Source organism: Thalassovita autumnalis (genome assembly GCF_001458255.1).
Classification (GTDB): domain Bacteria; phylum Pseudomonadota; class Alphaproteobacteria; order Rhodobacterales; family Rhodobacteraceae; genus Thalassobius; species Thalassobius autumnalis.
On the sequence record NZ_CYSB01000036.1, the window covers coordinates 82,901 to 107,706 of the forward strand.

Genomic DNA, 24,806 nt, shown 5'->3' on the forward strand with positions numbered 1-24,806 from the left:
CGCTTGGGCGTCCGTAGTTTCTTTGATCGCATCGAGCCCCATTTCGTAAAGGGTGGCCGCTATGAGCGGTACTTCCCCATGTACGAGATGGTCGAGAGCTTTCTTTTCACCCCGAAAACTGTCACCACCGCTGCCCCGCATGCGCGCTCCTACGTCGATATGAAGCGGATCATGACCTATGTGGTCATCGCGACGATCCCTTGTATCCTGATGGGCCTTTACAATGTGGGTCTGCAGGCCAACACGGCGCTGGCTGATTTCCCGGCCACCGGCTGGCGTGCAGCCATCATCGAGTTTTTCGGCATCGGCTTTAACCCGCAGAACCCGCTGGCAAACTTCATGCACGGGTTGCTGTACTTCCTGCCGATCTACATCACCACGCTGGTTGTGGGCGGTATCTGGGAAGTGCTGTTCGCCACCGTGCGTCGTCACGAAGTGAACGAAGGTTTCCTGGTTTCTTCGATGCTTTATGCATTGATCTTGCCGGCCTCGACCCCGTTGTGGCAGGTGGCTCTGGGCATTTCCTTCGGTGTTGTCATCGGCAAAGAAGTCTTTGGCGGTACTGGCAAAAACTTCTTGAACCCGGCGCTGACCGGTCGTGCATTCCTGTACTTTGCCTATCCGGCGCAGATGTCGGGTGATGCGATCTGGGTGCCTGTGGATGGCTTCACCGGTGCAACCGCGCTGGCCGTGACCGCCTCGGACGGTGTTCAGGCACTGGCCGCACAGGGCATGAGCTGGTCGTCGTCCTTCATCGGCACCATTCCGGGCTCGATCGGGGAAACCTCAACGCTGGCCTGTCTGATCGGTCTGGCCTTCCTGCTGATCACCAAGATCGCCAACTACCGTCTGGTGCTGGGCTGTCTGGCAGGGATGATCGGCTTCTCCTATCTGCTGAACGTCATCGGTTCGGACAGCAACCCGATGTTCGCGATGCCGTGGTACTGGCATCTGGTCATCGGCGGCTACGCCTTTGGTCTGGTCTTCATGGTGACGGAGCCGGTATCGGCCAGTCACACCAACATGGGCCGCTATATCTACGGTGCGCTGATCGGTGTCATGGTTGTGATGATCCGTGTGATCAACCCGGCCTTCCCCGAAGGTATGATGCTGGCGATCCTGTTCGGCAACGTCTTCGCACCGCTGATCGACCACTTCGTCGTACAGGCCAACATCAAGCGGAGGGCCCGTCGCAATGTCTGAGGATCAGAACGTGCAAAACACCGCCCCGAAAGGCGCTATCGGCCGTTTCCTGGCAATGCCCGCGGATTCGCTGCCCAAGACGCTGTTTGTTGCCGTTACCCTGTGTTTGATCGCCTCGATGATCGTGTCGGCCGTGGCTGTTGCGCTGCGCCCGATGCAAGAGGTCAACAAGCTGAAGGACAAGCAGGTCAACATTCTGCAGGTTGCAGGCGTCTATGATCCAAACGTCGACGTGGTTGAGGCTTTTGCCGCCTTCGAACCGCATGTGCTGGAACTGGAAACCGGTGAGTTCACCGATCAGTTTGACGCCAAGACCTTTGACGACCGCGCCGCTGCGGATGATCCGGCAACCTCGGTTGCACTGACCGACGATCCCGCAGGTATCGCTCGCAAGTCGAAGTTCGTGACCGTCTATCTGCTGCGTGACGATGCAGGCGCCATCGACAAGGTGATCCTGCCGATCCACGGCTACGGTCTGTGGTCGACGCTTTACGGTTTCATCGCGCTGGAAGAGAACGGCAACGACATCTACGGTCTGCAGTTCTACAGCCACGCCGAGACCCCCGGTCTGGGCGCCGAGGTCGACAACCCCCGTTGGAAAGCGCTGTGGCGTGACAAGAAACTGGCCGATGAAGATGGCCTTTTGCAGATCACCGTCGCCAAAGCTGCCCCGGCAGCAGGTGCTGAGTTCCACGTAGATGCGCTGGCAGGGGCCACCCTGACATCGCGCGGCGTCGACAACCTGGTGAAATTCTGGATGGGCGAAGCCGGCTTTGCTCCGTTCCTGACCAACCTCAAAGCAGGAGAAATCTGATGGCACAGACCAAAAGAGAACTGCTGGTCGACCCGATGGTCGACAACAACCCGATCACTCTGCAGGTTCTGGGCATTTGTTCGGCGCTGGCGGTGACCTCGTCGTTGCAGGTGGCCTTTGTTATGTCCATCGCGGTGACCCTGGTGACGGCGTTTTCGTCGATGTTCATCTCGATGATCCGTAACCAGATCCCCAGCTCGATTCGGATCATCGTGCAGATGGTCATCATCGCCTCGCTGGTGATCATGGTTGATCAGGTGTTGAAGGCCTATGCCTTTGAAATCTCGAAAACCCTGTCGGTCTTCGTGGGTCTGATCATCACCAACTGTATCGTGATGGGCCGCGCCGAAGCTTTCGCCATGAAAAACCCGCCGGTCGCCTCCTTCCTTGACGGTGTGGGCAACGGTCTGGGCTATGGCCTGATCCTGATGATGGTTGGCGTGATCCGCGAACTGTTTGGCGCCGGCACCCTGTTCGGTGTGACCATTCTGGAAACCGTGAACAACGGTGGCTGGTATGTGCCGAACGGTATGCTGCTGCTGCCGCCCTCTGCCTTCTTCATCATCGGCCTGATCATCTGGGCATTCCGCACGATCAAGCCTGAACAGGTGGAAGAGCGCGAATATAAAATTCAAACCGTGGAGGCCCACTGATGGAAGGTCTGCTTTCCCTCGCCGTCAAGGCCATCTTCGTTGAAAACCTTGCCCTGGCCTTCTTCCTGGGCATGTGTACCTTCATCGCGGTGTCCAAAAAGATCTCGACGGCGATTGGCCTTGGGATCTCGGTGATGATCGTGCAATCGATCACCGTCCCCGCAAACAACCTGATCCTGACCTATCTGCTGGCTCCGGGTGCGCTGGCTTGGGCTGGTTTCCCTGATGTTGATCTGACCTTCCTGGGGCTGATTTCCTACATCGGTGTGATCGCCGCGCTGGTGCAGATCCTGGAGATGGTCCTCGATAAGTATTTCCCGCCGCTCTACAACGCGCTGGGTGTGTTCCTGCCGCTGATCACGGTGAACTGCGCGATCCTGGGTGGCTCGCTGTTCATGGTGGAACGTGGCTATGACCTGGCCGAATCGGTCACCTATGGTGTCTCCTCTGGCTTTGGCTGGGCATTGGCAATCACCGCAATGGCCGGTGTGCGCGAGAAGCTGAAATACTCGGATATCCCCGACGGGCTGCAAGGCATCGGGATCACCTTTATCACTGCCGGCCTCATGGCCCTGGCCTTCATGTCGTTCAGCGGCGTGAAACTCTGATAGGAGATCTGGCATGGCAACCTTTGGACTTGGAATCCTCCTGTTCACGCTGATCGTTTTGGCTCTGGTGATCGTCATTATGGCGGCCCGTTCCAAACTGGTTTCGACCGGCGATGTTCAGATCACCATCAACGGTGAGAAAACCGTATCGGTTCCTGCGGGCGGCAAGCTGCTGCAGACGCTGGCCGATCAGAAACTCTTCGTGCCCTCCGCCTGTGGTGGCGGTGGCACCTGTGCGCAGTGTCGTGTGCGCGTGCATTCGGGCGGCGGGTCGATCCTGCCGACCGAAGAAAGCCACATCACCAAGCGTGAAGCCGCCTGTGGCGACCGCCTGTCCTGTCAGGTGGCCGTGAAGCAGGATATGGACATCGAAGTGCCCGAAGAAGTGTTCGGCGTGAAGAAGTGGGAATGCACCGTGCGTTCCAACGACAACGTGGCGACCTTCATTAAAAACCTGGTGCTGGAACTGCCCGAGGGTGAGGATGTGAACTTCCGCGCAGGTGGCTACATCCAGATCGAAGCCCCGGCGCATAAACTGTCCTACAAAGAGTTCGACATTGGTGAAGAATACCATGAGGACTGGGATAAGTTTAACCTGTGGCAGTATGAATCCACTGTGACCGAGCCGATTGAGCGCGCCTATTCGATGGCGAACTACCCTGATGAAAAGGGTCTGATCATGCTCAACGTGCGGGTGGCGTCGCCGCCTCCGGGTTCGCAGGGTATTCCGCCCGGTCAGATGTCGTCTTACATCTTCAACCTCAAACCCGGTGATAAGGTCACCATTTCGGGTCCGTTTGGTGAGTTCTTCGCCCGCGACACCCAGAAAGAAATGGTCTTCATCGGCGGTGGTGCCGGTATGGCGCCGATGCGCAGCCACATCTTTGACCAGCTGAAGCGTCTTGAGAACCGCGATCGCAAGATCACCTTCTGGTACGGCGCGCGGTCGAAGAAAGAGATGTTCTTTGTCGAAGACTTCGACACGCTGGCGGCTGAGTTTGACAATTTCGATTGGCACGTCGCCCTGTCCGACGCCCTGCCTGAGGATGAGTGGAAAGGCTACACCGGCTTCATCCACAACGTTCTGTTCGAAGAATACCTGAAGAACCACCCCGCGCCTGAGGACTGCGAGTTCTACATGTGTGGTCCGCCGATCATGAACCAGTCGGTGATCAACATGCTCCTCGATCTGGGTGTGGACCGCGAAGACATTATGCTCGACGACTTTGGTGGTTGATCAGAGCTGAAACAAAAAGCGCCGCAGGAGACTGCGGCGCTTTTCTTTTGTCTGTTGCCCCGCCGCCTTACTGGCGGACCCGTTCGGATTTTGGATCATAAAACGGTTTCAGGGAGGCCTCGGCCACGAACCGTTCGCCGGCGATTTCAATCTCGTAAGACGAGGCCAGCAGCTCAGCCGCAGTTTCGCCTTCACAGGGCACATAGCCCATGCTCATCGCCGCGCCGAGGTGATGGCCGTAGCTGCCAGAGGTGATGTAGCCCACCACCTGACCGTCGCGCAGGATCGGTTCCGCGTGATAGAGCAGGGGGGCAGGATCGCGCAGCTTGAATTGCACCAGACGTTTGCTCAAGCCCGCCTCACGTTTGCGCAGAACAGCGTCGCGGCCAATGAAATCCACCTTGTCGGTCTTCACCGCAAAGCCAAGGCCTGCCTCCAGCACATGATCTTCGCAGGTGATGTCATGTCCGAAGTGGCGGAAGCCTTTTTCCATCCGGCAGCTGTCCATCACATGCAGACCGCAGAGACGCCCGCCCATCTCAACCCGGGCGGTGTTCAGTGCGTCAAAGACATGCAGCGCCATATCGGTGCTGACATAGACCTCCCAGCCCAGCTCGCCCACGTAAGACACCCGGTGCACCCGCGCCAGCGCCATGCCGATCTCAACCTGCTGGGCGGTGCCAAAGGGGTTGTTGGCATTGCTGAAATCGTTTGGGGACACTCGCTGCATCAGGTCCCGCGCTTTGGGGCCCATGACCGCGATGACGGTTTCGGCGGCGGTCATATCCGTGATCACCGCGCGTGCGTCGCGCAGATGGCGGCGCATCCATGTTTCATCGGCCAGACGGGTCAGGGCAGGGGTGACCACCAGATAGGCTGTTTCTGACAGCCGGGTCACGGTCACATCGGCCTCAATCCCGCCGCCTGCGTTCAGGAATTGGGTATAGACGATCCGGCCAGGTGCAACGTCCATCTCCGCGCCGCAGATGTGGTTCAGGAAGGCGCAGGCCTCGGGCCCTTCGACCCGCAGCTTGCCGAAGGATGACATATCATAAAGGCCGACGTTTTCACGGATTGCACGATGTTCCTGTGCGGCGTTTTCGAACCAGTTCTGCCGTTTCCAGCTGTAGCGGTAATCGGCGGTTTGGCCGGGGTTGGCGAACCAATTCGCGCGCTCCCAGCCAGCCAGTTCACCAAACACAGCGCCTTCATCCGCCAATCGATCATGCAGCACAGACCGGCGCACCCCGCGCGCTGTGGCTTTCTGGCGGAACGGGTAGTGATCGGCGTAAAGTAGACCCAGGCTTTCCTTCGCGCGTTCCACCAGATAGTGGCGATTGCCCTGAAACGGATGCATCCGCGCAATGTCGACATCGCCCAGATCAAATGGCTTTTCACCGCTGTCCATCCATTCGGCCAGCGCCATGCCTGCGCCACCGGCCGACTGGATCCCGATCGAATTGAACCCGGCGGCGACCCAGACATTGTCCATCTCAGGCGCCTGACCCAGGTGGTAGGCATCATCCGGTGTGAAGCTTTCGGGACCGTTGAAGAAGGTGTGAATGCCAGTCTGCGCCAGCACCGGCATGCGGTTCACCGCCTTTTCAAGGATCGGCTCAAAGTGGTCGAAATCCTCGGGCAGCTGATCAAACTCAAAATCCTTGGGGATGCCACCCATCCCCCAGGGTTTGGCATTGGGTTCAAAGGCCCCGATCAGCAGCTTGCCGGCATCCTCTTTGTAATAGGCGCATTCGTCGGTCACCCGCAGGACCGGCAATTGGCCCAGATCGGGGATCGTTTCGGTCACGATGTAAAAATGTTCACAGGCCTGCAGCGGTACGTTGCTGCCCAGCATACGGCCCAGCTGGTGGCCCCACATGCCAGCGCAGTTCACCACGTGGTCACAAGTGATGCTGCCGCTTTCCTCCCCGCGCTGCCAATGCACCGCCTCAACCCGGCGGCCGTTGCGGGTCACATCGGTGACCTCTGTCTGTTCAAAGATCTGCACGCCCTTCTGCCGCGCCCCTTTGGCCATCGCCAGCGCGATGTTGGAGGGATCGCCCTGTCCATCGCTGGCCAGATAGACACCGCCCAGCATGTCCGATGTGTTAAGGTGCGGATAGCGCGCCTTGATGTCCGACGTACTGATCGGCTCAGCCTCTACCCCAAAGGCCCGCGCCATGGAGGCCTGGCGCAACAACTCCTCATGCCGGTCAGCCGTCAGCGCGGTGGAGATGGATCCGGTGCGCCGGAACCCGGTCTGCAGCCCGGTTTCCTGTTCCAGCGCCTGATACAGCTCCGCCGAATAAGCGGCGAGCCGGGTCATGTTCTGGCTCGCCCGCAGCTGACCGATCAGCCCGGCGGCATGCCATGTGGTGCCAGAGGTCAGCTGTTTGCGTTCCAGCAGCACCACATCACGCCAGCCTTTCTGCGCCAGATGATAGGCAAGGGAACAGCCAATAACGCCACCGCCAATAATCACAGCGCGGGCGTGGGTGGGAAGGTTGGGCATCAGGTGATCCTTTCGGGAGTGGCTCAGTAAACCGGCGGTGCAACGATCCAGACGGCGCACGCGGGCTGGTCATAGGGGTTGGCCCAGCGGTAGCTGTGACCCCGCAGGCGAAAACTGTCGCCCGCCTGAATGGTGAAGGGCTGCTCATCGATCCAGATATCCAACGTGCCGGAGATCAGATAGATCACCTCCTGCGTGCCGCGCCGCTGCTGCGCGCTGCGCTGGCTGCCGGGGGCAAAGGTGGAATGGATCACCTCAAAGTCATCGGTCAGATCGGGCGATAGCAGCATTTCCTGCAGACCATCCTCGGCACCGCCCACCACGCGGCGATTGTCAGAGCGCACGATCAGCCCACGCTCAGCCTCATCGGCGGGGGCGGTGCCGAAAAACAACGACAGGGGGGCGTCCAGCGCTTTGGCAATCAGCTGCAGATCCTCCACCCGCGGGGTGGAAATGTCGCGTTCGATCTGGCTGAGCCAGCCTACAGAACGGTCCAGCCGCTGAGCCAGATCCGTCAGGGTGACACCGCGTGATTTGCGCAATGCGCGCAGATCCGCGCCTAGGGTGGTGCTGTTGGACATTGGGGCCTCATGAAATTGTGGGTGAAATTTTCATGGATTCGGTGAAAAAATCAATCTATTTTTCATGAATCGTATTGAGCAAGCACCGCGCAACCCGCAGCGACCGACCCTTGCGCCAGCTACGTACTACTACAGCACGGGGCGTCATGGCGTTGTTCTTTGCCAAGTGGTTCGTAAGATGCGCACCAATGTCGCGGGCCACCCCCCGCATCCAAATGAAGCGAGGCGCCATCATGATCTATTCGAAAATTGCAGTATTGGGGGCGGGCACCATCGGGATGAGCTGGGCCGCGCTGTTTGCGGCCACTGGCCGTGACGTGGTGATCTTTGACCCGGCCCCTGATGTTATGGCGCGCGGAACAGCTTTGATTGAACAGTCGGCGCCAACTTTGCGCGAACTGGGCTGGGATCACGCCGGGGATATGTCGCGGATCCGCTTCACCGATGATCCGGTGGAGGCTGTGACCGGCGCTGATTTCGTGCAGGAAAGCGTGCCGGAACGGCTGGAGATCAAACATGAGCTTTATGCCAAGATCGAACCACACCTGGGCCGCGGCGTGTTGATCGGCACCTCGACCTCCGGTCTGACGCTGACCGCCTTGCAGGAGGGGCTGAAAGACCCGGGCGGGCTGCTGCTGGCGCATCCGTTTAACCCGCCGCACCTGATCCCGCTGGTCGAGTTGATGGACAATGCCCAGACCCGCCAAGGCGCGCTGGCCGAGGCGCAGGCGTTTTACGAAAGCATCGGCAAAAGCTGCATCCGCCTCAACAAAGAGGTGCCGGGCCACGTTGCAAACCGCCTGCAAGCCGCTGTCTGGCGCGAAGCGATCCATCTGGCGATGGAAGGCGTCGCCTCGGTCAAGGATATCGACACCGCGATTTCTCACGGGCCGGGCCTGCGGTGGGCGGCGATGGGGCCAACCACCACCTTCCATCTGGGCGGCGGCGCGGGCGGCATCAGGGCGTTCTGCGATCACCTGACCGGTCCCTTCGAAAGCTGGTGGGCCGATCTGGGCGCGCCGCATCTGACCCCTGAGGTGGTTGACGTTCTGGCCAAGGGGCTGGAAGAGGCCACCGCGGGGCAGGAGATGCAAGACCTCGTGCAGCGCCGCGACGATCTGGTGCTGACCTATGTGAAGGCCGCAATGGCGCGCGAATAACGGCTAGGCGGCTGCGCCCTTCGTCGCTGGCGGGCGTATCAGCTTTGATCTGCCCGCCCTGTTTTTTCTGTTACAGTTCGCCAGCTTCCTCCAGTACTTTGCGCGCTGCGCGGAAGCATTCCAGCGACTGGGGCACGCCGCAGTAGATGCCAACCACATGGATGATGGCGCGGATTTCTTCTTTGGTGACGCCATTGTTCAGCGCGCCGCGGCAGTGCAACTCCCATTCATGCATCTTGCCCAACGCGCCGATCATGGCGAGGTTCATCATCGAGCGTGTCTTCGGCTCAATCACGTCATCACCCCAGCCAAAGCCCCAACACCAAGCAGTCATCGCTTCCTGAAAGGGGCGGGTGAACTCATCCGCGGCGGCGAGGTTCTTTTCGACATATTCCGCCCCCAGCGTGCCCTTGCGCTGTTCCAGCCCCTTCAGGAACAGGTCCTCATCAAAAATGCTCATCATGCTGTCCTTTGATTGATCGTGATGTTTGGTTTGCCCCGCGCGCGATTGGCGACGGGCGTTGGCCGCGACCATAAACTGATTTGCCGGCCCTATCGAAGCGGGATTTGGTCTGGGGCGGTTATTGAGGGCGGACCGTGCGGCGTGGGAAAACGACGAATGTGGTGATTTTTTCCTGACCGGTGTTGGTTTCGAGGTGGAAATAGCCGCGTTGGCAATGTGTCAGTAGAAACAAAAATGCACGCGCGGGTTCAGTCTGAAATATTCGCCTTAAGCGTGAAAAATTCTCTAGATGTCTGTTAATTATGTATTTTCGCCCCAGTCGAAATGGCCAGGATATCCAATTCCACCGACAAGCGGCTCCTACGAAAAAGTCGCGTTCTGCAATAAATTTCACCTACTGAGAAAATTTGCTTCGTCGATTGCACGAGTCGCTGTTTCCTCACTAACTCAGGGTCAGTGCAAGAAACTGCATCGGATGAAATTTCTTGCGGCGGGCAAGAGGAGATGCCGCGCCACAAGGTCACTGACCGTGGGAGGAACAAAATGGTTAAGATGAAACAGATGGCTCTGTGTGCAGGTCTGTCGCTGGCAGCAGCCACCGGCGCGGCACAGGCGGATACGCTGAAATGTGAGCCGGGCGAAACCTACATCATGAACGTGATGGTCTCAGGCCACCCGTATTGGGTGCCGGTCTATCAGGGCTTCAAGCAGGCGGCAGCGGCCTTTGGCTGTGAAACCGTTTTCTCGGGCACCCCGGATTACGACATCACCAAACAGATCGCCTCCTTTGAACAGGACATGGTGAAAGCACCGGCGGGTGTTCTGTTGCACCCGATGCAGGCGGATCCCTTCATTGAGCCGATCAACCGCGCAATTGACAATGGGACAGAAATTGTCACCTTCGCCGCGGACTCGCCCAAGTCAAAGCGCACCGGTTACATCACCTCGGACAACCTGGCCGAAGCCAAGTTCGCTGCCGAGGAATTTGTGAAGGAACTGGGCGACAGCTTTGAGTTTGCCGTGTTGGAAAACCCCGGCCAATCGAACCATGACCTGCGCGTCACCGCCTTCCTTGACTATATGGGGCAGCACTATCCCAACGCCAAACTGGTCGGGCGTCAGGCCACCAACCAGGACAGCAATGCCGCCTATCGCGCTACGGCGTCGATCATTCAGGCCAATCCGAACCTCAAAGCCATGTGGATCCCCGAAGCGGGCTCAGCCGAAGGTGCCGTTGCCGCGATGCTGGAAGCTGAGGCTGAGGTCATGGTGATGCACGCCGATGTGACCCCCACCACGCTGGAGCATATCAAGGCAGGCAACATCTATGCAGCGCTGAACCCGAACCAGGGCATGCAGGGCTTCATGGGGTTCATGGGCGTCTTCCTGGCGGCCAAGTCCGACGTGTTTGACCCGTTCAATGACTATAAGGTTTCGGGCTACAACCCGGTGCAAATTCCCTTTGTTGACAATGGCTTTGCCGTCATCACCAAGGAGAACGCCGACAGCTTTGACCTGAACGTCTACATGGAAGGCCGCGATCCCAGCTGATCGGTCTGATGTGACACCGGGCTGCCCTGCGACGGTGCGGGGCGGCCCACCTCCAACACAAGATTTCAAAGACAAGTGGGCGCCATGACTGCCGATGTGATCCTGCAAATTTCCAAGCTCTCCAAATCCTTTGGGCCGGTGAAAGCCCTGAAGGGCGTGGATTTTGAGCTGCGCAAAGGGGAAATCCATGCGATCGCCGGGGAAAACGGCGCTGGCAAGTCAACCTTGATGAACATCATCGACGGGATCTTGCAGCCAGACAGCGGTGAGATCCGGCTCGATGGCAAAAAGGTCCGCATCCCGTCGCCGGCTGAGGCGCAGAAAATGGGCATTGGGTTTGTGCATCAGGAGATTGCGCTGTGCCCGGACGTCTCGGTGGCAGAAAACATCTTTATGGCCACCACCAATGCCAGCCGGTCCTTCCTGATGGATTACAAAGGCATCGAAGCCAAGGCGCGGCAGGTATTTGCCCAGCTGTCCAATATCGATCCGGCCGTTTTGGTGCGGGATCTGTCGATCTCGAACCAGCAGCTGGTGGAAATTGCCAAGGCGCTGACCTTGGACTGCCGTGTGTTGATCCTGGATGAGCCTACCGCCGCCCTGACCGAGGCAGAGGCGCAGGTGCTTTTTGGGATCATGCGGCAACTGGCGGATCGGGGGATCTCGATCATCTATATCTCGCACCGGATGGTGGAGATTTTTGAGAATTGTGACCGTGTTTCGGTCTTTCGGGATGGCCGCTACGTCACAACCGAAAACGTGGCGGATATCACCCCGGGCGACGTTGTGAACGCGATGGTTGGCCGTGAAATTGGCGATCTTTATCCTGAAAAGCAGCGCCCGGATGAGCGCAGCGATGCCGAGGTTCTAAGGGTCCAGAACCTGACCGAGCCAACGCGGTTCCGCGATGTCTCCTTTGCCCTGAAGAAAGGTGAGATCCTAGGCTTTGCCGGTCTGATCGGGGCCGGGCGCAGTGAGATTGCCAAAGGGGTCTGCGCGCTGGAGGGGGATGTTTCCGGCGATGTCTGGCTGAACGGCACGTCGCTGAAACTGCGGGATTATCAAGACAGTATTGAGGCCGGGATGGTCTACCTGTCTGAGGATCGCAAAGGTGACGGCGTGTTTCTGGATATGTCGATTGCCAGCAATGTTTCGGCCTTGAAGGTTGAACAGGTCGCCAGCGGCTTGGGTTTGATCCAATCCCGGAAAGAGGTCGATCAGGCTGATCGTTTGGGGCGCAAGCTGAATCTGAAATGCGGCGGATTGAACGATCCTGTGTCCTCACTGTCCGGCGGTAACCAGCAGAAGGTGGCGATTGCAAAGATGCTGTCGGTCAATCCGCGGCTGATTTTCCTGGATGAACCCACCCGCGGTGTCGACGTCGGGGCCAAGGTCGAAATCCACCGTATCCTGCGCGACCTGGCCAATGAGGGCGTCGGCATCGTGGTGATTTCATCCGAACTGCCCGAGCTGATCGGGGTCTGTGACCGGGTGCTGGTCATCCACGAAGGCCGGATCAGCGGTGAGGTGACGGGCGATCAAATGACTGAAGAAAACATTATGCATCTGGCCTCGGGCACGGATGTTGCGCCGGCAGCGGCGGAATGAAGGGGGAGACAATGGAGCAATCTGTGAACATGGGGGCCGCTGAGGCGGGCAAGGGCCAGTCGCTGTTGGGGCGGTTGATCCGGATGCGCGAAACCGGGCTGATCGTCATCATCCTAGCGCTGTTTATCGGCATGTCCTTTGCCTCACCCTATTTTCTGACCTGGGTGAATATCCGCGCGATGACCATGGCCTTTGCGGTTGAGGGCATCGTGGTGGTCGGCATGACGGTTTTGCTGATCTCAGGCGGGATTGACCTGTCGGTGGGATCGGTCACGGCCCTTGCCGGGGTGATTGCCGGCTGGCTGTTCCTGCAGGGCATTGACCCTTGGGTGGCTTCAGCCATCGCGATCTTTGCCTGTACCGCCATCGGGTCCTTCATGGGGTTCTTTACCACCCGCGTTGGATTGCATCATTTCATCGTCTCGCTGGCGATCATGGTGATTGCCCGTGGCATCTGCCTGCTGGGCACCGGGGGACGTCCCATCGGCCTTTACACCCTGCCGCCGGAGTTCAAGTTCATCGGTCAGGGTTCCATAGGGCCGATCCCGGTTGTGATCATCATCTTCTTTGTAGTGGTGATTGCAGCGGACTTCTTGCTGCGCCGCACCACCATGTTCCGCAAGGTGTTCTACACCGGCTCCAACGAAAAGGCGGCGGCCTATTCCGGGATCCGCACCAAGAAGGTGGTGTTCCTGACCACCACACTGTGTTCGGCGCTCTGCGGCTTTGCGGGCATCATCTACATGGCACGTTTTGGCTCCGCGCAGCCGACCTTTGGTCTGGGGATGGAATTGAACGTGATCGCCGCTGCCGTGATTGGCGGGGCCAGTCTGAACGGCGGATCCGGGTCCATCTTCGGCGCGATCCTTGGCACGGTGCTGCTGTCTGTTGTGTCCTCATCTTTGGCGCTGCTGGATGTGTCAGTCTACTGGCAGGACATCATTCGCGGTTCCATCCTTTTGGCGGCGGTGACCATCGATCACTACCTCAACAAGAAGCGGCGCTGAGGGGGCAGGGATGGCAGAACGTAGACAGGATTTTGAGACGGTTCGTCAGATCCACGCGGTGCTGGTCTTGCACTTCATCGAAGGCAAGAAACAGTCCGAGATCGCGGCAGAGCTGAACCTTTCCACTTCGAAGGTGAACCGGTTGATCACCCAGGGGCGCAAGCTGGGCATGCTTAAGATTGAGATCGAGAGCCCGTTCCAGCGGTTGATGGATCTGGAGGAGGCGCTGAACCGGTTCGCCCGGCTGGGCAACACGGTGGTGACCCCCACGGTGGAAGGCAGCGAAAAGGCGACGTTGCAACAGGTGGGCCGTGCGGCGGCCAGCCATCTGACCGAGACCCTGCGCGATGGCGATGTGATTGCCATCACCGGCGGCAAAGCGGTCAGCGCTTTGGTCGACAGTCTGGAGGTGGAACGTGCCTGGGACGTGACCGTGGTGCCGCTGACCGGCGGGGTGCAGGGCAAGTATTTCACCGATGTGAACCACCTGGCCACCCGTCTGGCGGAACGGCTGGGCGGCAAAACCATGCTGCTGCATGCGCCGCTCTTTGCCGAAAGCCAGGCGCAGCGGGATATGCTGATGGAGGTCTCCTCGATCAAAGAGGTGCTGGATCTGGCGCGCCGCGCCAATGTGGCGCTGGTTGGCGTAGGCTCGGTGCAGCCGGCGGAGTCGAGTTATTACGATCTGCACCCGGTGCCCGAGGCGGATCGCAAGATGCTGGTCGGCACCGGCGTGGTGGGGGAGTTCATGGCCCATCTCATTCGCGATACAGGCGCGGTGGCCAACTTTGCGCTGAATTCGCGGCTGGTCGCGCTGTCGCCACAGGAACTCAGCCAATGCGAGCGGGTGATCGGCATTGCCGCCGGCACCGGCAAGGTGCGCCCGATCCAGGCGGCGCTGAACGGTGGGTTTCTTGATTCACTGATCGTCGATGAAGACACGGCCGCAGCGGTGCTGCAGCAATATGAAGGAAAAGAACATGTCGCATGAAATGCTGAAACGCGAGATTGGCCGTTCAGGCATTGAGGCTTCGGCCATTGGGCTAGGCACCTGGGCGATTGGTGGCTGGATGTGGGGCGGCACGGATGAAGCGCGCTCAATCAAGGCCATTCAGGCCTCCATCGATGCGGGCGTGAGCCTGATTGATACCGCCCCGGCCTACGGTCAGGGTGTGGCTGAGGAAATTGTTGGCAAGGCGATCAAGAGCCGCCGTGATGAGGTTGTGCTGGCCACCAAATGCGGGCTGGTCTGGCATGTGCAGAAGGGCAATCATTTCTTCGACTACGATGGCGCGCCGGTGCATCGCTATCTGGGCAAAGACGCCATTGTCTATGAGGTCGAACAAAGCCTCAAACGCCTCGGCACCGATTACATCGACCACTACATCACCCATTGGCAGGATCCGACAACGCCCGTGGCCGAAACGATGGAGGCGCTGGAACTGCTGAAAACGCAGGGCAAGATCCGCTCCATTGGGGCCAGCAACACCACGCCTGCCGATGTGCGGGCCTATCTGGCGGCCGGGCAGCTGGATGCGGTGCAGGAAGAATATTCCATGGTGCAGCGCACGGTCGAGGCTGAGATGGCGCCGCTGTGTCAGGACAACGGGGTGTCGATCCTCAGCTATTCGTCGCTGGCGCTGGGCCTTTTGACCGGCAAAGTAGGCCCTGACCGGGTGTTTGAAGGGGATGACCAGCGCAAGGACAATCCGCGGTTTTCCATTTCAAACCGGGAAAAAGTGGCCCGGCTGATGGGGGCGATTGACCCGATCGCCGCAGCGCATTCCGCCACCAGAGCGCAGGTGGTGATCGCCTGGACGCTGCAACAGCCCGGCATCACCTTCTCCCTCTGTGGCGCGCGGGATGCGGCGCAGGCGGTGGAAAACGCCAAGGCCGGGCAGATCCGGCTGAGCGATGATGACATCGCAGCGATCAGCGCGGCGGCCCGCACCCATCTGACAGATCTAGACAGCTAAGCCCCGCATAAACCCCGGCGGCGGACCCAACCGCCGCCCCGCGGGGCCTTGCCCTAAAAACAGACCCAAAGAACGCTGCGGCCCCCGTCAGCGCACGGAGAAGATATGCCCGATCAACGGACAAAAATCTGGCAAGACCTGAATGATGACAGCGCCTTTGACGTTGTGGTCGTCGGCGGTGGCGTCAACGGGATCGGCACCTACCGCGAGCTGGCTTTGCAGGGGCTGCGGGTGCTGCTGGTCGAACGCGGGGATTTCGCCAGCGGCTGCAGCGCGGCACCGTCCCGGATGATCCACGGCGGGCTGCGCTATCTGGAAAACGGTGAATTTGATCTGGTCCGCGAAAGCCTGCAGGAGCGGGATGCGCTGTTGCTGAACGCGCCGCATATGGTGCATCCGCTGCCGACAGTGATCCCGATCACCTCAACCTTTTCGGGCCTGTTCAATGCGGCGGCGTCCTTTCTGGGGCGCAGTGGCAAACCGGCGCGCCGCGGTGCCCTGCCGATCAAACTGGGGCTGGGCCTATATGATTGGGTGACGCGCAAACGTCGTCTGATGCCCAAGCACAGCTTTGCCGGCCGTCGCCAGACCCGGGAAAACTGGCCGGGCCTGATGGCTGAGGCGCGTTATACCGCCACCTATCATGATGCCTGGATCGGTTTTCCGGAACGGCTGTGTGTAGAGATGCTGCAAGATGTGGCGCAGGCTGCGCCGCGCTGTCTGGCGCTGAATTACGCTGAGATCCGCAAAGAGGTTGGGGGACACACCGTCACCTGCCAGCGTAGTGGCCAGTCGGCGCAGGTGGCGCCACGGCTGATCATCAACGCAACCGGGGCCTGGCTGGATGAAACCGTGACGCAGCTGGGCGGGGCGGCACAGAAACGCATGGTCGAGGGCACCAAAGGATCGCATTTGATCCTTGATCACCCGGAGCTGCACGCGGCGCTGAAGGGCAGCATGGTGTTCTTTGAAAACGATGATGGCCGGGTTTGCATCGTCTTCCCGTTTCATGATCGCGTCTTGGCAGGTTCGACCGACATTCGGGTCAGCCATCCCGGCCGGGTGCGCTGTGAGCCGGAGGAGCAGGAATATATCCTGACCTCATTGCGCAACGTGTTTCCGGGGCTGGTGATTGCGGCGGATCAGATTGTGTTCAGCTATTCCGGCATTCGCCCGCTGCCGCAAAGCGATCAGGATTTCACCGGTCGTATTTCGCGTGGGCATGACATTCGCCTGCTGGAAGGCACGGTGCCACAGCTTTGCATGATTGGCGGCAAGTGGACCACTTTCCGTGCCTTTGCGGCGCAGGCCGCTGATGAGGCGATGGAGCTGCTGGGGGTGACCCGTCGGACGGAGACGCTGCAGCTGCCCATCGGTGGCGGCGCGGATTTTGCGGGGGCTGACGAGGTGGCGCAGTCGCTTCAGGCGACCCATGGCCTGACACCAGACCGCGCAGCACATCTGGCACAACGCTATGGCAGCAAGGCGGCAGAGGTTGCGGCGGCCTGTGGTCCCACTGATCAGCCGCTGGCCGCTGCCACCCAGTACAGCCGGGCCGAGATGGCCCATCTGATCCGAACTGAATTTGTGCAGAACCTCTCAGACCTGGCGCTGAGGCGCACGGATTTGGCGATCTCTGGCGACTTGTCGATGCAGATCATTGAGGCCTTGGCGGATGTCATGGCTGAGGTGACATCCCTTTCCGCTGATCAGGTCGCAGCGCAGAAAACCGCGCTGATTGATGAGCTGACAACCTATCACGGCGTTGACGCCGCAACTTTGAACACTCGAAATACCGAAAGGACAGCGCAATGCGCATGAGCATGAAAGCCCGTATGAACCGGATGTTTAGCAACGGGGGCTGCCTGGATGTGGCCATCGATCACGGCGTCTGCAATGAGCCGAGCTTTATGGTGGGGCTGGAGGATATGCCTGCGGTGATGGACACGCTGATTGGCGCCAAGCCAGATGCGATCCAATGTGCCTATGGTCAGGCCGATCTGCTGCAAAGCCGCCTGGAAAAGGACAAGCCGGCGCTGGTCATGCGGATCGACATGGGCAACCCCTATAACGATCAGCGCCACCGGGTGATGTGGTCGATGCTGCAAAACGCCGAAGAGCCGATAATCGGCGCGTTGGAAATGGATGCGGCGGCGGTGGTTGTGAACCTGTTTATGCTGCCTGATGAGCCGGAGCTGTTCCGCCAATGTGTGGAAAACATCAGCCGGGTGCGCGCTTCCTGTGAGAAATATGGCATGCCTTTGATGATTGAACCCTTGGTGATGCTGCCCAATGACGTGCGCGGGGGCTATCAGGTCGATGGCAATGCTGAAAAGATCGTTACCCTAACCCGGCTGGCCAGCGAAATGGGCGCGGATATCATTAAGGCAGATCCCACCGATGATCCTGAAGAGTTCCACCGCGTGGTCGAGGCAGCCCGGGTACCCGTTCTTGTGCGGGGCGGCGGTAAGGACGATCTGCGTGCGGTTCTGAACAAATCGGCCGCGTTGATGCAGCAGGGTGCAAAAGGCATGGTCTATGGCCGCAATATCTATCAGCATGACAACCCGAAGGCCGTGGTCAACGCCTTGATGGCGATGATCCACAATGGCGCGGGCGGCGAAGAAGCATGGGACATCTATAACCGTGGCTGAGGAACAGAAATATCTGCTGGGTCTGGATGCGGGCAACACGGTGATCAAGGCCGTGTTGTTCGATCTGGACGGGCGACAGGTGGCGATGCAAGCGCTGGATGGTCAGACCGCAACCCCTGCGCCGGGCCATGTGGAACGTGACCTTTCGGAACTGTGGCGCAACGCAGGTCAGGTGATCCGCGACTGCATTGCAGAAGCTGGGATTGCGCCCTCGCAAATCGCGGGCGTGGGCTGCGCAGGCCATGGCAACGGGCTCTATGCGCTCGACCAATCAGGCGCGCCCCTTCTGGGCATCCAGTCCCTGGACACCCGCGCCGCCGCAGTGGCTGAGGAGCTTTCGTCCGCAAATGGCGCGGCGCTGCATGACATCTGCCTGCAACGCCCCTGGCCATCGCAGACGCCGGTTCTTCTGGCCTGGGTCAAACGCCACCAGCCAGAGGTCTATGCCCAGATCGGCACGGTGCTGCTATGCAAGGATTTCATCACCTATCAGCTGACCGGCGCCCGAGTGACGGAGATTTCTGACATGTCGGGCTGCGGTCTGACGCGGATGCCGGATTGCCGCTATGACGCCGACCTCATGGCGCACTACGGGTTGTCAGATGCGATGGATCTGCTGCCGCCAATGGTGCAGCCGGCTGACATTGCGGGCCATGTGACGGCAGAGGCTGCCGCCGCTACGGGATTGGCCGAAGGCACCCCGGTCATTGGCGGCTATTTCGATGTCATCTCCTCAGCGCTGGGATCCGGGGTGTGCCGTGACGGTGAGGCCTCGATCATCGCAGGCACTTGGTCGATCAATCAGGTCTTCTCGGCCCAGCCGGTGCGAGACGGTGATGTTTTCATGGCCTCAGGCTTCGCGCCGGGACGCTTCGTGAACATCGAAGCCTCGGCCACCTCGGCGGCCAATCTGGAATGGTATGTCCGCGAACTGGTGGAACGTGGCGCCCATCACGATGATCCCTTTGGATTTTGCAACGATTTGGTTCGCCAGGTCACCCCGGCGCTGGATGATCCGATCTGTCAGCCGTTCCTTTATGGATCGGGGCAGGGGGCCGATTATCGCGGGGGCTACTTCGGACTGGCCGGTTGGCACGGCGAAGCCCACATGCTGCGCGCCCTGTTCGAAGGGGTGGTGTTCGAACACCGCCGCCATATTGAGGTGCTGCGCCGCGCGGGCGTACGGTTTGACAGTGCTGTTCTGTCGGGTGGCGGATCACGTAGTCCGCACTGGCCGCAGATCTTTGCTGATTGTCTGGGCCTGCCAATCCGGGTGGCGGAGGCGCGCGAAACCGGGGCGCTGGGCGCGGCCATTGGTGTGGCCGTGGCCGTTGGTCTGGCCGAGGATTATGAGGCTGCCGTGGGGCGCATGACCCGCGCCAAGGCGGATTTCACCCCTGATCCGGCGATGCAGGCACATTACGATCAGCGCTATCAGCTTTATTGCGATCTGAATGCGGCGATGCAGCCCCTTTGGGCCCGGCTGAACCAGATGCGGGACGCGTAAGATGGCCCAATTGGATGGAGAGTATGACTACGTCATCGTTGGCGCGGGCACGGCGGGCTGCGTGCTGGCCAACCGGCTGAGCGCGGATCCCAAAAACAAGGTGCTGCTGCTGGAGGCGGGGAAAAGCGACAACTATCACTGGGTGCATATCCCGGTGGGTTATCTTTACTGCATCGGCAATCCACGCACCGACTGGATGATGAAAACCGCCGCGGAGCCCGGGCTCAACGGGCGTTCCCTGACCTACCCGCGTGGCAAGGTGCTGGGCGGTTGCACCTCGGTCAACGGGATGATCTACATGCGCGGGCAGGCGGCGGACTATGACCTGTGGCGCCAGATGGGCAATCCCGGCTGGGGCTGGGACGATGTGTTGCCCTACTTCCTGCGGTCCGAGGATCACTACGGCGGTGACAGTGCGATGCATCGCGGTGGCGGCGAGTGGAAGGTCAGCAAACAGCGGCTTAACTGGGATATCCTCAGCGCGGTGCAGGAAGGAGCCAAGGAGTTTGGCATTCACCCGCGTGCAGATTTCAACGACGGCAACAACGAAGGCTCCGGCTATTTCGAAGTGAACCAACGTAACGGTGTGCGCTGGAACACCGCCAAAGGGTTCCTGCGTCCGGCGATGAAACGGGGCAACCTGCGGGTTGTGACCGAGGCTGAGACCAAACGGCTGACGATGGACGGCACCCGCATCACCGGGGTTGAGTTTCTGCGCGGTGGTCAGGTGACCACGGTCAAGGCACGGCGTGAGGTGTTGCTGGCAGCCGGCGCGATCAATTCGCCTAAAGTGTTGGAGCTATCCGGCATCGGCCGGCCGGAGGTGCTGGCAGAGCATGGCATTGAACCCCGGCATGAACTGTCAGGGGTGGGCGAAAACTTGCAAGATCACCTGCAGATCCGCACGGTCTACAAGGTGCAGGATGCCAAGACACTGAACACCATGGCAAATTCGCTGTTCGGCAAGGCCAAGATCGCGCTGCAATACGGGCTGACGCAAAGCGGTCCGATGTCGATGGCGCCCAGCCAGTTTGGCATGTTCACCAAATCGCGCCCCGATCTGGAGATGCCGGATCTGGAATATCACGTGCAGCCGCTGTCGACCGACAAGCTGGGCGACCCACTGCATCCTTTCCCGGCGATCACGGTTTCGGTCTGTAATTTGCGCCCCGACAGTCTGGGCTCATGTCATATCCAAAGCGCCAATCTAAACCAGCAGCCGGACATCCGGTTGAACTACCTGTCGGCCGAAAGTGACAAGGCGGTTGCCGTTGCATCGATCAAACAGGTGCGTCAGGTGATGACGGCGACGGCTTTGGAAAAACACAAGCCGCAGGAGGTTTTGCCGGGCCCTGGATGTGACACGGATCATGACATTCTAAGCGCCGTTGGCGATATTGCGACGACCATTTTCCATCCCGTTGGGACCTGTAAAATGGGCACGGATGAGGGCGCCGTGGTTGATCCGCAATTGCGGGTTCACGGATTGCAGGGGCTGCGGGTGGTCGATGCCTCGATCATGCCCAAGATCGTTTCGGGCAACACGGCCTCGCCCGTGGTGATGATTGCGGAAAAGGCGGCGGATATGATCCTGAAGGGCGCGTAAGATGACAGTGATGGTCATCGCAGAGCTGACGCCCGTACCGGGACAGGGGGAGGTGCTGCGCCGCGCAGTGCAGACCCTGACCGTGGCCAGCCGGGGCGAAGAGGGCTGCCTGTCCTACCGTCCGCTGCTTGATCCGGCGCGGCCGGGCACAATTGTGATCCTGGAAACCTGGCGCGATGCCGAGGCTTTGGCCAGCCATGGCAAGACCGAGGCAATGGCGCAGTTCAAGGCGGCGATCAAAGGTGCCGAGGTGGTGGTTACACGGCACCGGATTTCCCCCGCTTAGTCACGTCACGCCGCGCGTTTACGGGTGAAAAACCTACAGAGAAGCGTCGCCGAATCCGGCGGCGCTTTTGCGTTGTTGGGGGCTTTCAGGGGAAACTTGGCGTTTTTGCAATCCTGTGCATTTGGCTTTGGTTTGCACTCTCCAAAATTCTGGAATGGCTTTCTGAGCTTTGCTTAAATAATTGTTTTTGTTTGCGTATCTACAGCTTGCACAGCTGTGCAAGAATCCGTTGACAATGAGGCCCCCCGTGCCGCAGGCTGGTATGCAGGCCGGGAGGCATCGCGGGCGGCTGGCATTCGGCTTGCTTGCGGTCAGAAGACAAAAGACGGGAGGGGCACGTCGTGGGAGGACGAGCGCTGCGCAGCCAAAGTGAGGGCGCGCTGACATGAGCAATCCAGAAATGCTGGGCGGCAAAGAAAGCCGCCGTTTGTAGCGGTTGAAGTACCGTTTGCGTATTGGCTGGCGCGAACCAACAGCGTTGATCGGTGTGCTGCTGACGGTGCTGTTTGCCTATCTGATCGTCGTGCCGATCATCTCGCTACTGTATGACTCGATCGAAATTCAGTTTGGCGATGGCCGTCGGGCCGGTGGCCAGATGGGGGATCTGACCACCTATTATTTTGACCGGGCTCTGTTTTCGCCGGTGGCCAGTGATCTGTTCTGGGAACCACTTTCGCATACGCTGTCGGTGTCTGCCGGGGCGATCACCCTGTCGCTGAGCATCGGGGGCATGTTGGCCTGGCTCTTGGCGCGGACGGATATGTTTGCGCGCCGCTGGTTCGCCACCGCGTTGATCGTGCCCTATATGCTGCCCAGCTGGACCTTTGCGCTGGCCTGGCGCACCCTGTTCAAGAACCGCGAGGTTGGGGGGCAGCCGGGGTGGCTGGAATCGATGGGCTACACGCCGCCGGATTGGCTGGCCTATGGGCAGGTGCCGATCACGGTTATTCTGGCCCTGCATTACACCCCTTTTGTGATCCTGCTCTTTGGCAATGCCCTGCGCCGTTTTGACAGCCAGCTGGAAGATTCCGCGCGTATTTTGGGCGCCAAACCGGGCACCGTGGCGCGCCAGATCATCCTGCCACTGATGCTGCCGGCGCTGATGTCGGCGACCGTGCTGATCTTTGCCAAATGTCTGGGGGAGTTCGGTGTGTCTTACGTGCTGGGCCTGCCGGTGGACTATGATGTGCTGGCGACCTCGCTCTATCGTTCGATCAGTTCACGTCAGCCCGGTGTGGCGGCGGTGATTGCCATGGCGATCCTGTTGATCGGTGTGGTGTCGCTGCTGATTGATGCAAGGCTGGTGCGCGAAAGCCGCCGCTTTGTCACCGTGGGCGGCAAAGGATCGATGAACCGCAAAACCCGGCTGGGGATCTACCGTCTGCCAGCCACGGCGATTGCCGCGATCATCTTTGTGCTGTCGGTCTGCCTGCCGCTGTTTGTGCTGATGGCATCGACCGTCATGAAGGTGCCGGGCCTCTTTGCCTGGGATAACTTCACGCTGGATTACTGGATCGGCGAAAACCTCGACACCGTCGCCTATACCACCGGCATTCTCTATACGTCCGACCTTTGGAATGCGATGTGGAGCACATTGCGCATCGTGGGCTTTGCCTCACTTTGCAGCGGCCTCCTGGGCCTGTTGGTCGGCTATGTTGTCGTGCGCTCCCCCGTGCGACCGGTGGGCAGTTTCCTGCGCCAGGTTACGTTCTTCCCATACCTGGTACCTGGGATCGCTTTTGCGGCTGCCTACCTTTCTTTGTTTGCGGTGCCACGTGGACCAATCCCGGCCCTTTATGGCACCGCAGCGATCCTGATCCTGGCGCTGATGGCGGATCAGATGCCCTATGCCAGCCGGGCCGGGATCTCGGCGATGATGCAGCTGGGCAAAGACCCTGAGGAGGCCGCGCAGGTGGCCGGCGCCGGGTGGTTCCGCCGGATGATCGCAGTGGTTATCCCGATCCAGAAGGGGGCGCTGGTCGCAGGTGTGATCCTGCCGTTCATTTCGGGGATCCGCGGCCTCAGCCTGTTTGTGATCCTCGCGGTGCCGGGCACCGATGTGCTGACCACGTTTTCGCTGCGCCTGTTGGATTACAACTACACACAAGCCGCCAATGCGATTGTGCTGATCATCTCGGCCATTGCCTACTTCGGCACGCTGGCGGCGCAGAAAATCACCAAAACAAACCTCGCTGACGGATTGGGGGGATAACCGATGCCGACGATCAAGCTGACTTCGGTCGACAAACAATATGACAAGAGCAGCCCCGTAAAAGCGGTGGATGATCTGAACCTTGAAATCGGTGATGGCGAGTTCATGTGCCTGCTTGGCCCATCGGGCTGCGGCAAGACCAACACGCTGCGGATGATTGCGGGTCTGGAAAACCTGTCCGAGGGCGCGATCCAGGTGGGGGAGCGTCTGGTCGACAGCGCGAATGACGGGGTGTTTGTGCCACCTGAAAAACGTGGCATGGGGCTGGTGTTTCAGTCTTACGCGCTGTGGCCGCATCTGACGATTGAGCGCAACACCGACTTTGGTTTGCGCCTGCGCAAAGTGCCGAAAGCTGAGCGGGAAGAGCGTGTGAACCACGTGATGAAGACGCTGGGGATTGAGCAATATCGCGATCGCTACCCCTCACAGCTGTCGGGTGGACAACAGCAGCGGGTTGCCTTGGCGCGGATGCTGGCGGTGAACCCTGAGGTGCTGCTACTGGATGAGCCGCTGTCGAACCTTGATGCCCGGTTGCGTCTGGAAATGCGGGCGGAGCTGAAGCGCATTCACAGCGCCTTTGGCACCACCATCGTCTGTGTGACCCACGACCAGTGGGAGGCGATGACACTGGCGACCCAGATCGCTGTGATGAACCAGGGCACCCTGCAGCAGGTGGGCACGCCCGAAGATATTTATGACCGCCCCGCCAACCGTTTTGTGGCCGAGTTTGTCGGCAGCCCGCCGATCAACATCGTTGAGATGCATGATGGCGGTGACGCTGGGTTGCGTCAGGCGCTGCGAGCGCATTTGCAGGGGGATTATGCCCATGGGGCCGAGATTGCCTCGGTCGGGATGCGGCCTGAGAACATCCAGATTGCAGCTTCGCCTGCGGCGGTTTCGGACAGCGATTTCCAGCGTCCGATGGTCGTCACCGCGGTGCTGCCAACTGGGGGCAGCTGGATTGTCGAGATGGAGGATAACGGCAGCCAGCTTTTTGCAACCACCAACCAGCCGCCAGTGCTGAACGCGGGGGATAAAGGCGTCTACAGCCTGGCCCCCGGGGCGATGCACAGCTTTGACGGCAAGGGCGCGCGGTTGCAGCCGCTGGCAGAGGAGGCCAGAGCAACACAAAACATCCGAGTGGCGGGTTAACCGCCACCGGGCACCA

The 24,806-nt window shown here is 59.9% G+C and carries 21 protein-coding genes; 18 read left to right on the forward strand and 3 right to left on the reverse strand.

Annotated features, from left to right (window positions below):
- The first annotated feature begins 3 nt into the window (after positions 1 to 3).
- Genes TL5118_RS14010 through nqrF form a run of 5 tightly spaced genes read left to right on the forward strand, consistent with a single transcriptional unit; the run spans position 4 to position 4,515 of the window.
- Positions 4 to 1,203, forward strand: coding sequence for an NADH:ubiquinone reductase (Na(+)-transporting) subunit B (locus TL5118_RS14010; protein ID WP_058242725.1), 1,200 nt, complete (start codon positions 4 to 6; stop codon positions 1,201 to 1,203).
- Positions 1,196 to 2,017 carry a Na(+)-translocating NADH-quinone reductase subunit C gene (locus TL5118_RS14015; RefSeq protein WP_058242726.1) on the forward strand — a complete coding sequence of 274 codons (822 nt, stop codon included), beginning with the start codon at positions 1,196 to 1,198 and terminating at the stop codon, positions 2,015 to 2,017. Before TL5118_RS14010 ends, TL5118_RS14015 begins: the two co-directional genes overlap by 8 nt.
- The gene (locus TL5118_RS14020; protein WP_058242727.1) at positions 2,017 to 2,670 is read left to right on the forward strand and encodes an NADH:ubiquinone reductase (Na(+)-transporting) subunit D; all 654 of its coding nucleotides are present in this window, start codon (positions 2,017 to 2,019) and stop codon (positions 2,668 to 2,670) included. Before TL5118_RS14015 ends, TL5118_RS14020 begins: the two co-directional genes overlap by 1 nt.
- The gene (gene nqrE / locus TL5118_RS14025) at positions 2,670 to 3,278 is read left to right on the forward strand and encodes an NADH:ubiquinone reductase (Na(+)-transporting) subunit E (protein ID WP_058242728.1); all 609 of its coding nucleotides are present in this window, start codon (positions 2,670 to 2,672) and stop codon (positions 3,276 to 3,278) included. The genes TL5118_RS14020 and nqrE overlap by 1 nt, the downstream gene beginning before the upstream one ends.
- 13 nt (positions 3,279 to 3,291) lie before the next feature.
- Positions 3,292 to 4,515 (forward strand): NADH:ubiquinone reductase (Na(+)-transporting) subunit F, encoded by a 1,224-nt coding sequence (gene nqrF, locus TL5118_RS14030; RefSeq protein WP_058242729.1) that lies wholly within the window; start codon positions 3,292 to 3,294, stop codon positions 4,513 to 4,515.
- Between the two features lie 67 nt (positions 4,516 to 4,582).
- Here the strand turns inward: nqrF and TL5118_RS14035 are convergent, their stop codons facing one another.
- Both TL5118_RS14035 and TL5118_RS14040 read right to left on the reverse strand, forming a co-directional pair.
- Entirely contained in the window at positions 4,583 to 7,027 is a 2,445-nt protein-coding gene (locus TL5118_RS14035) for a GcvT family protein (RefSeq protein ID WP_058242730.1), read from the reverse strand.
- Between the two features lie 23 nt (positions 7,028 to 7,050).
- Complete coding sequence (locus TL5118_RS14040; protein ID WP_058242731.1) at positions 7,051 to 7,608, reverse strand: helix-turn-helix domain-containing protein; 558 nt, start codon at positions 7,606 to 7,608, stop codon at positions 7,051 to 7,053.
- Between the two features lie 233 nt (positions 7,609 to 7,841).
- Between TL5118_RS14040 and TL5118_RS14045 the strand changes: the two genes are divergently transcribed.
- Positions 7,842 to 8,768: a 3-hydroxyacyl-CoA dehydrogenase family protein gene (locus TL5118_RS14045; protein ID WP_106404225.1), complete on the forward strand. Its 927-nt coding sequence runs from the start codon at positions 7,842 to 7,844 to the stop codon at positions 8,766 to 8,768.
- Positions 8,769 to 8,838: 70 nt separating this feature from the next.
- On the opposite strand, the gene TL5118_RS14050 is transcribed toward TL5118_RS14045, so the two are convergent.
- On the reverse strand, positions 8,839 to 9,228 hold the full coding sequence (locus tag TL5118_RS14050; RefSeq protein WP_058242778.1) for a carboxymuconolactone decarboxylase family protein: 390 nt from the start codon (positions 9,226 to 9,228) through the stop codon (positions 8,839 to 8,841).
- Between the two features lie 546 nt (positions 9,229 to 9,774).
- On the opposite strand from TL5118_RS14050, the gene TL5118_RS14055 reads away from it, so the two are divergent.
- The 12 genes from TL5118_RS14055 (at position 9,775) to TL5118_RS14110 (ending at position 24,790) form a co-directional block, all read left to right on the forward strand.
- Positions 9,775 to 10,782 (forward strand): substrate-binding domain-containing protein, encoded by a 1,008-nt coding sequence (locus TL5118_RS14055; RefSeq protein ID WP_082626200.1) that lies wholly within the window; start codon positions 9,775 to 9,777, stop codon positions 10,780 to 10,782.
- An 84-nt stretch (positions 10,783 to 10,866) separates the two neighbouring features.
- Positions 10,867 to 12,390, forward strand: coding sequence for a sugar ABC transporter ATP-binding protein (locus TL5118_RS14060; RefSeq protein ID WP_058242733.1), 1,524 nt, complete (start codon positions 10,867 to 10,869; stop codon positions 12,388 to 12,390).
- 11 nt (positions 12,391 to 12,401) lie between these two features.
- A complete protein-coding gene (locus tag TL5118_RS14065; protein ID WP_106404221.1) occupies positions 12,402 to 13,397 on the forward strand; it encodes an ABC transporter permease in 996 nt (331 codons plus the stop codon).
- A gap of 10 nt (positions 13,398 to 13,407) precedes the next feature.
- On the forward strand, positions 13,408 to 14,388 hold the full coding sequence (locus TL5118_RS14070) for a sugar-binding transcriptional regulator (RefSeq protein ID WP_058242734.1): 981 nt from the start codon (positions 13,408 to 13,410) through the stop codon (positions 14,386 to 14,388).
- Entirely contained in the window at positions 14,378 to 15,373 is a 996-nt protein-coding gene (locus tag TL5118_RS14075) for an aldo/keto reductase (RefSeq protein WP_058242735.1), read from the forward strand. Before TL5118_RS14070 ends, TL5118_RS14075 begins: the two co-directional genes overlap by 11 nt.
- Before the next feature lie 105 nt (positions 15,374 to 15,478).
- On the forward strand, positions 15,479 to 17,194 hold the full coding sequence (locus TL5118_RS14080; RefSeq protein ID WP_058242736.1) for a glycerol-3-phosphate dehydrogenase/oxidase: 1,716 nt from the start codon (positions 15,479 to 15,481) through the stop codon (positions 17,192 to 17,194).
- The gene (locus tag TL5118_RS14085) at positions 17,191 to 18,027 is read left to right on the forward strand and encodes a class I fructose-bisphosphate aldolase (protein ID WP_242601783.1); all 837 of its coding nucleotides are present in this window, start codon (positions 17,191 to 17,193) and stop codon (positions 18,025 to 18,027) included. The genes TL5118_RS14080 and TL5118_RS14085 overlap by 4 nt, the downstream gene beginning before the upstream one ends.
- Positions 18,020 to 19,534: an FGGY-family carbohydrate kinase gene (locus TL5118_RS14090; protein WP_207383453.1), complete on the forward strand. Its 1,515-nt coding sequence runs from the start codon at positions 18,020 to 18,022 to the stop codon at positions 19,532 to 19,534. Before TL5118_RS14085 ends, TL5118_RS14090 begins: the two co-directional genes overlap by 8 nt.
- A gap of 1 nt (position 19,535) precedes the next feature.
- A complete protein-coding gene (locus TL5118_RS14095) occupies positions 19,536 to 21,140 on the forward strand; it encodes a GMC family oxidoreductase (protein WP_058242738.1) in 1,605 nt (534 codons plus the stop codon).
- A 1-nt stretch (position 21,141) separates the two neighbouring features.
- Positions 21,142 to 21,426, forward strand: coding sequence for a putative quinol monooxygenase (locus tag TL5118_RS14100; protein ID WP_058242739.1), 285 nt, complete (start codon positions 21,142 to 21,144; stop codon positions 21,424 to 21,426).
- Between the two features lie 448 nt (positions 21,427 to 21,874).
- On the forward strand, positions 21,875 to 23,638 hold the full coding sequence (locus TL5118_RS14105; protein WP_242601784.1) for an ABC transporter permease: 1,764 nt from the start codon (positions 21,875 to 21,877) through the stop codon (positions 23,636 to 23,638).
- 3 nt (positions 23,639 to 23,641) lie between these two features.
- The gene (locus TL5118_RS14110; protein ID WP_058242741.1) at positions 23,642 to 24,790 is read left to right on the forward strand and encodes an ABC transporter ATP-binding protein; all 1,149 of its coding nucleotides are present in this window, start codon (positions 23,642 to 23,644) and stop codon (positions 24,788 to 24,790) included.
- The last annotated feature ends 16 nt before the right edge of the window (positions 24,791 to 24,806 follow it).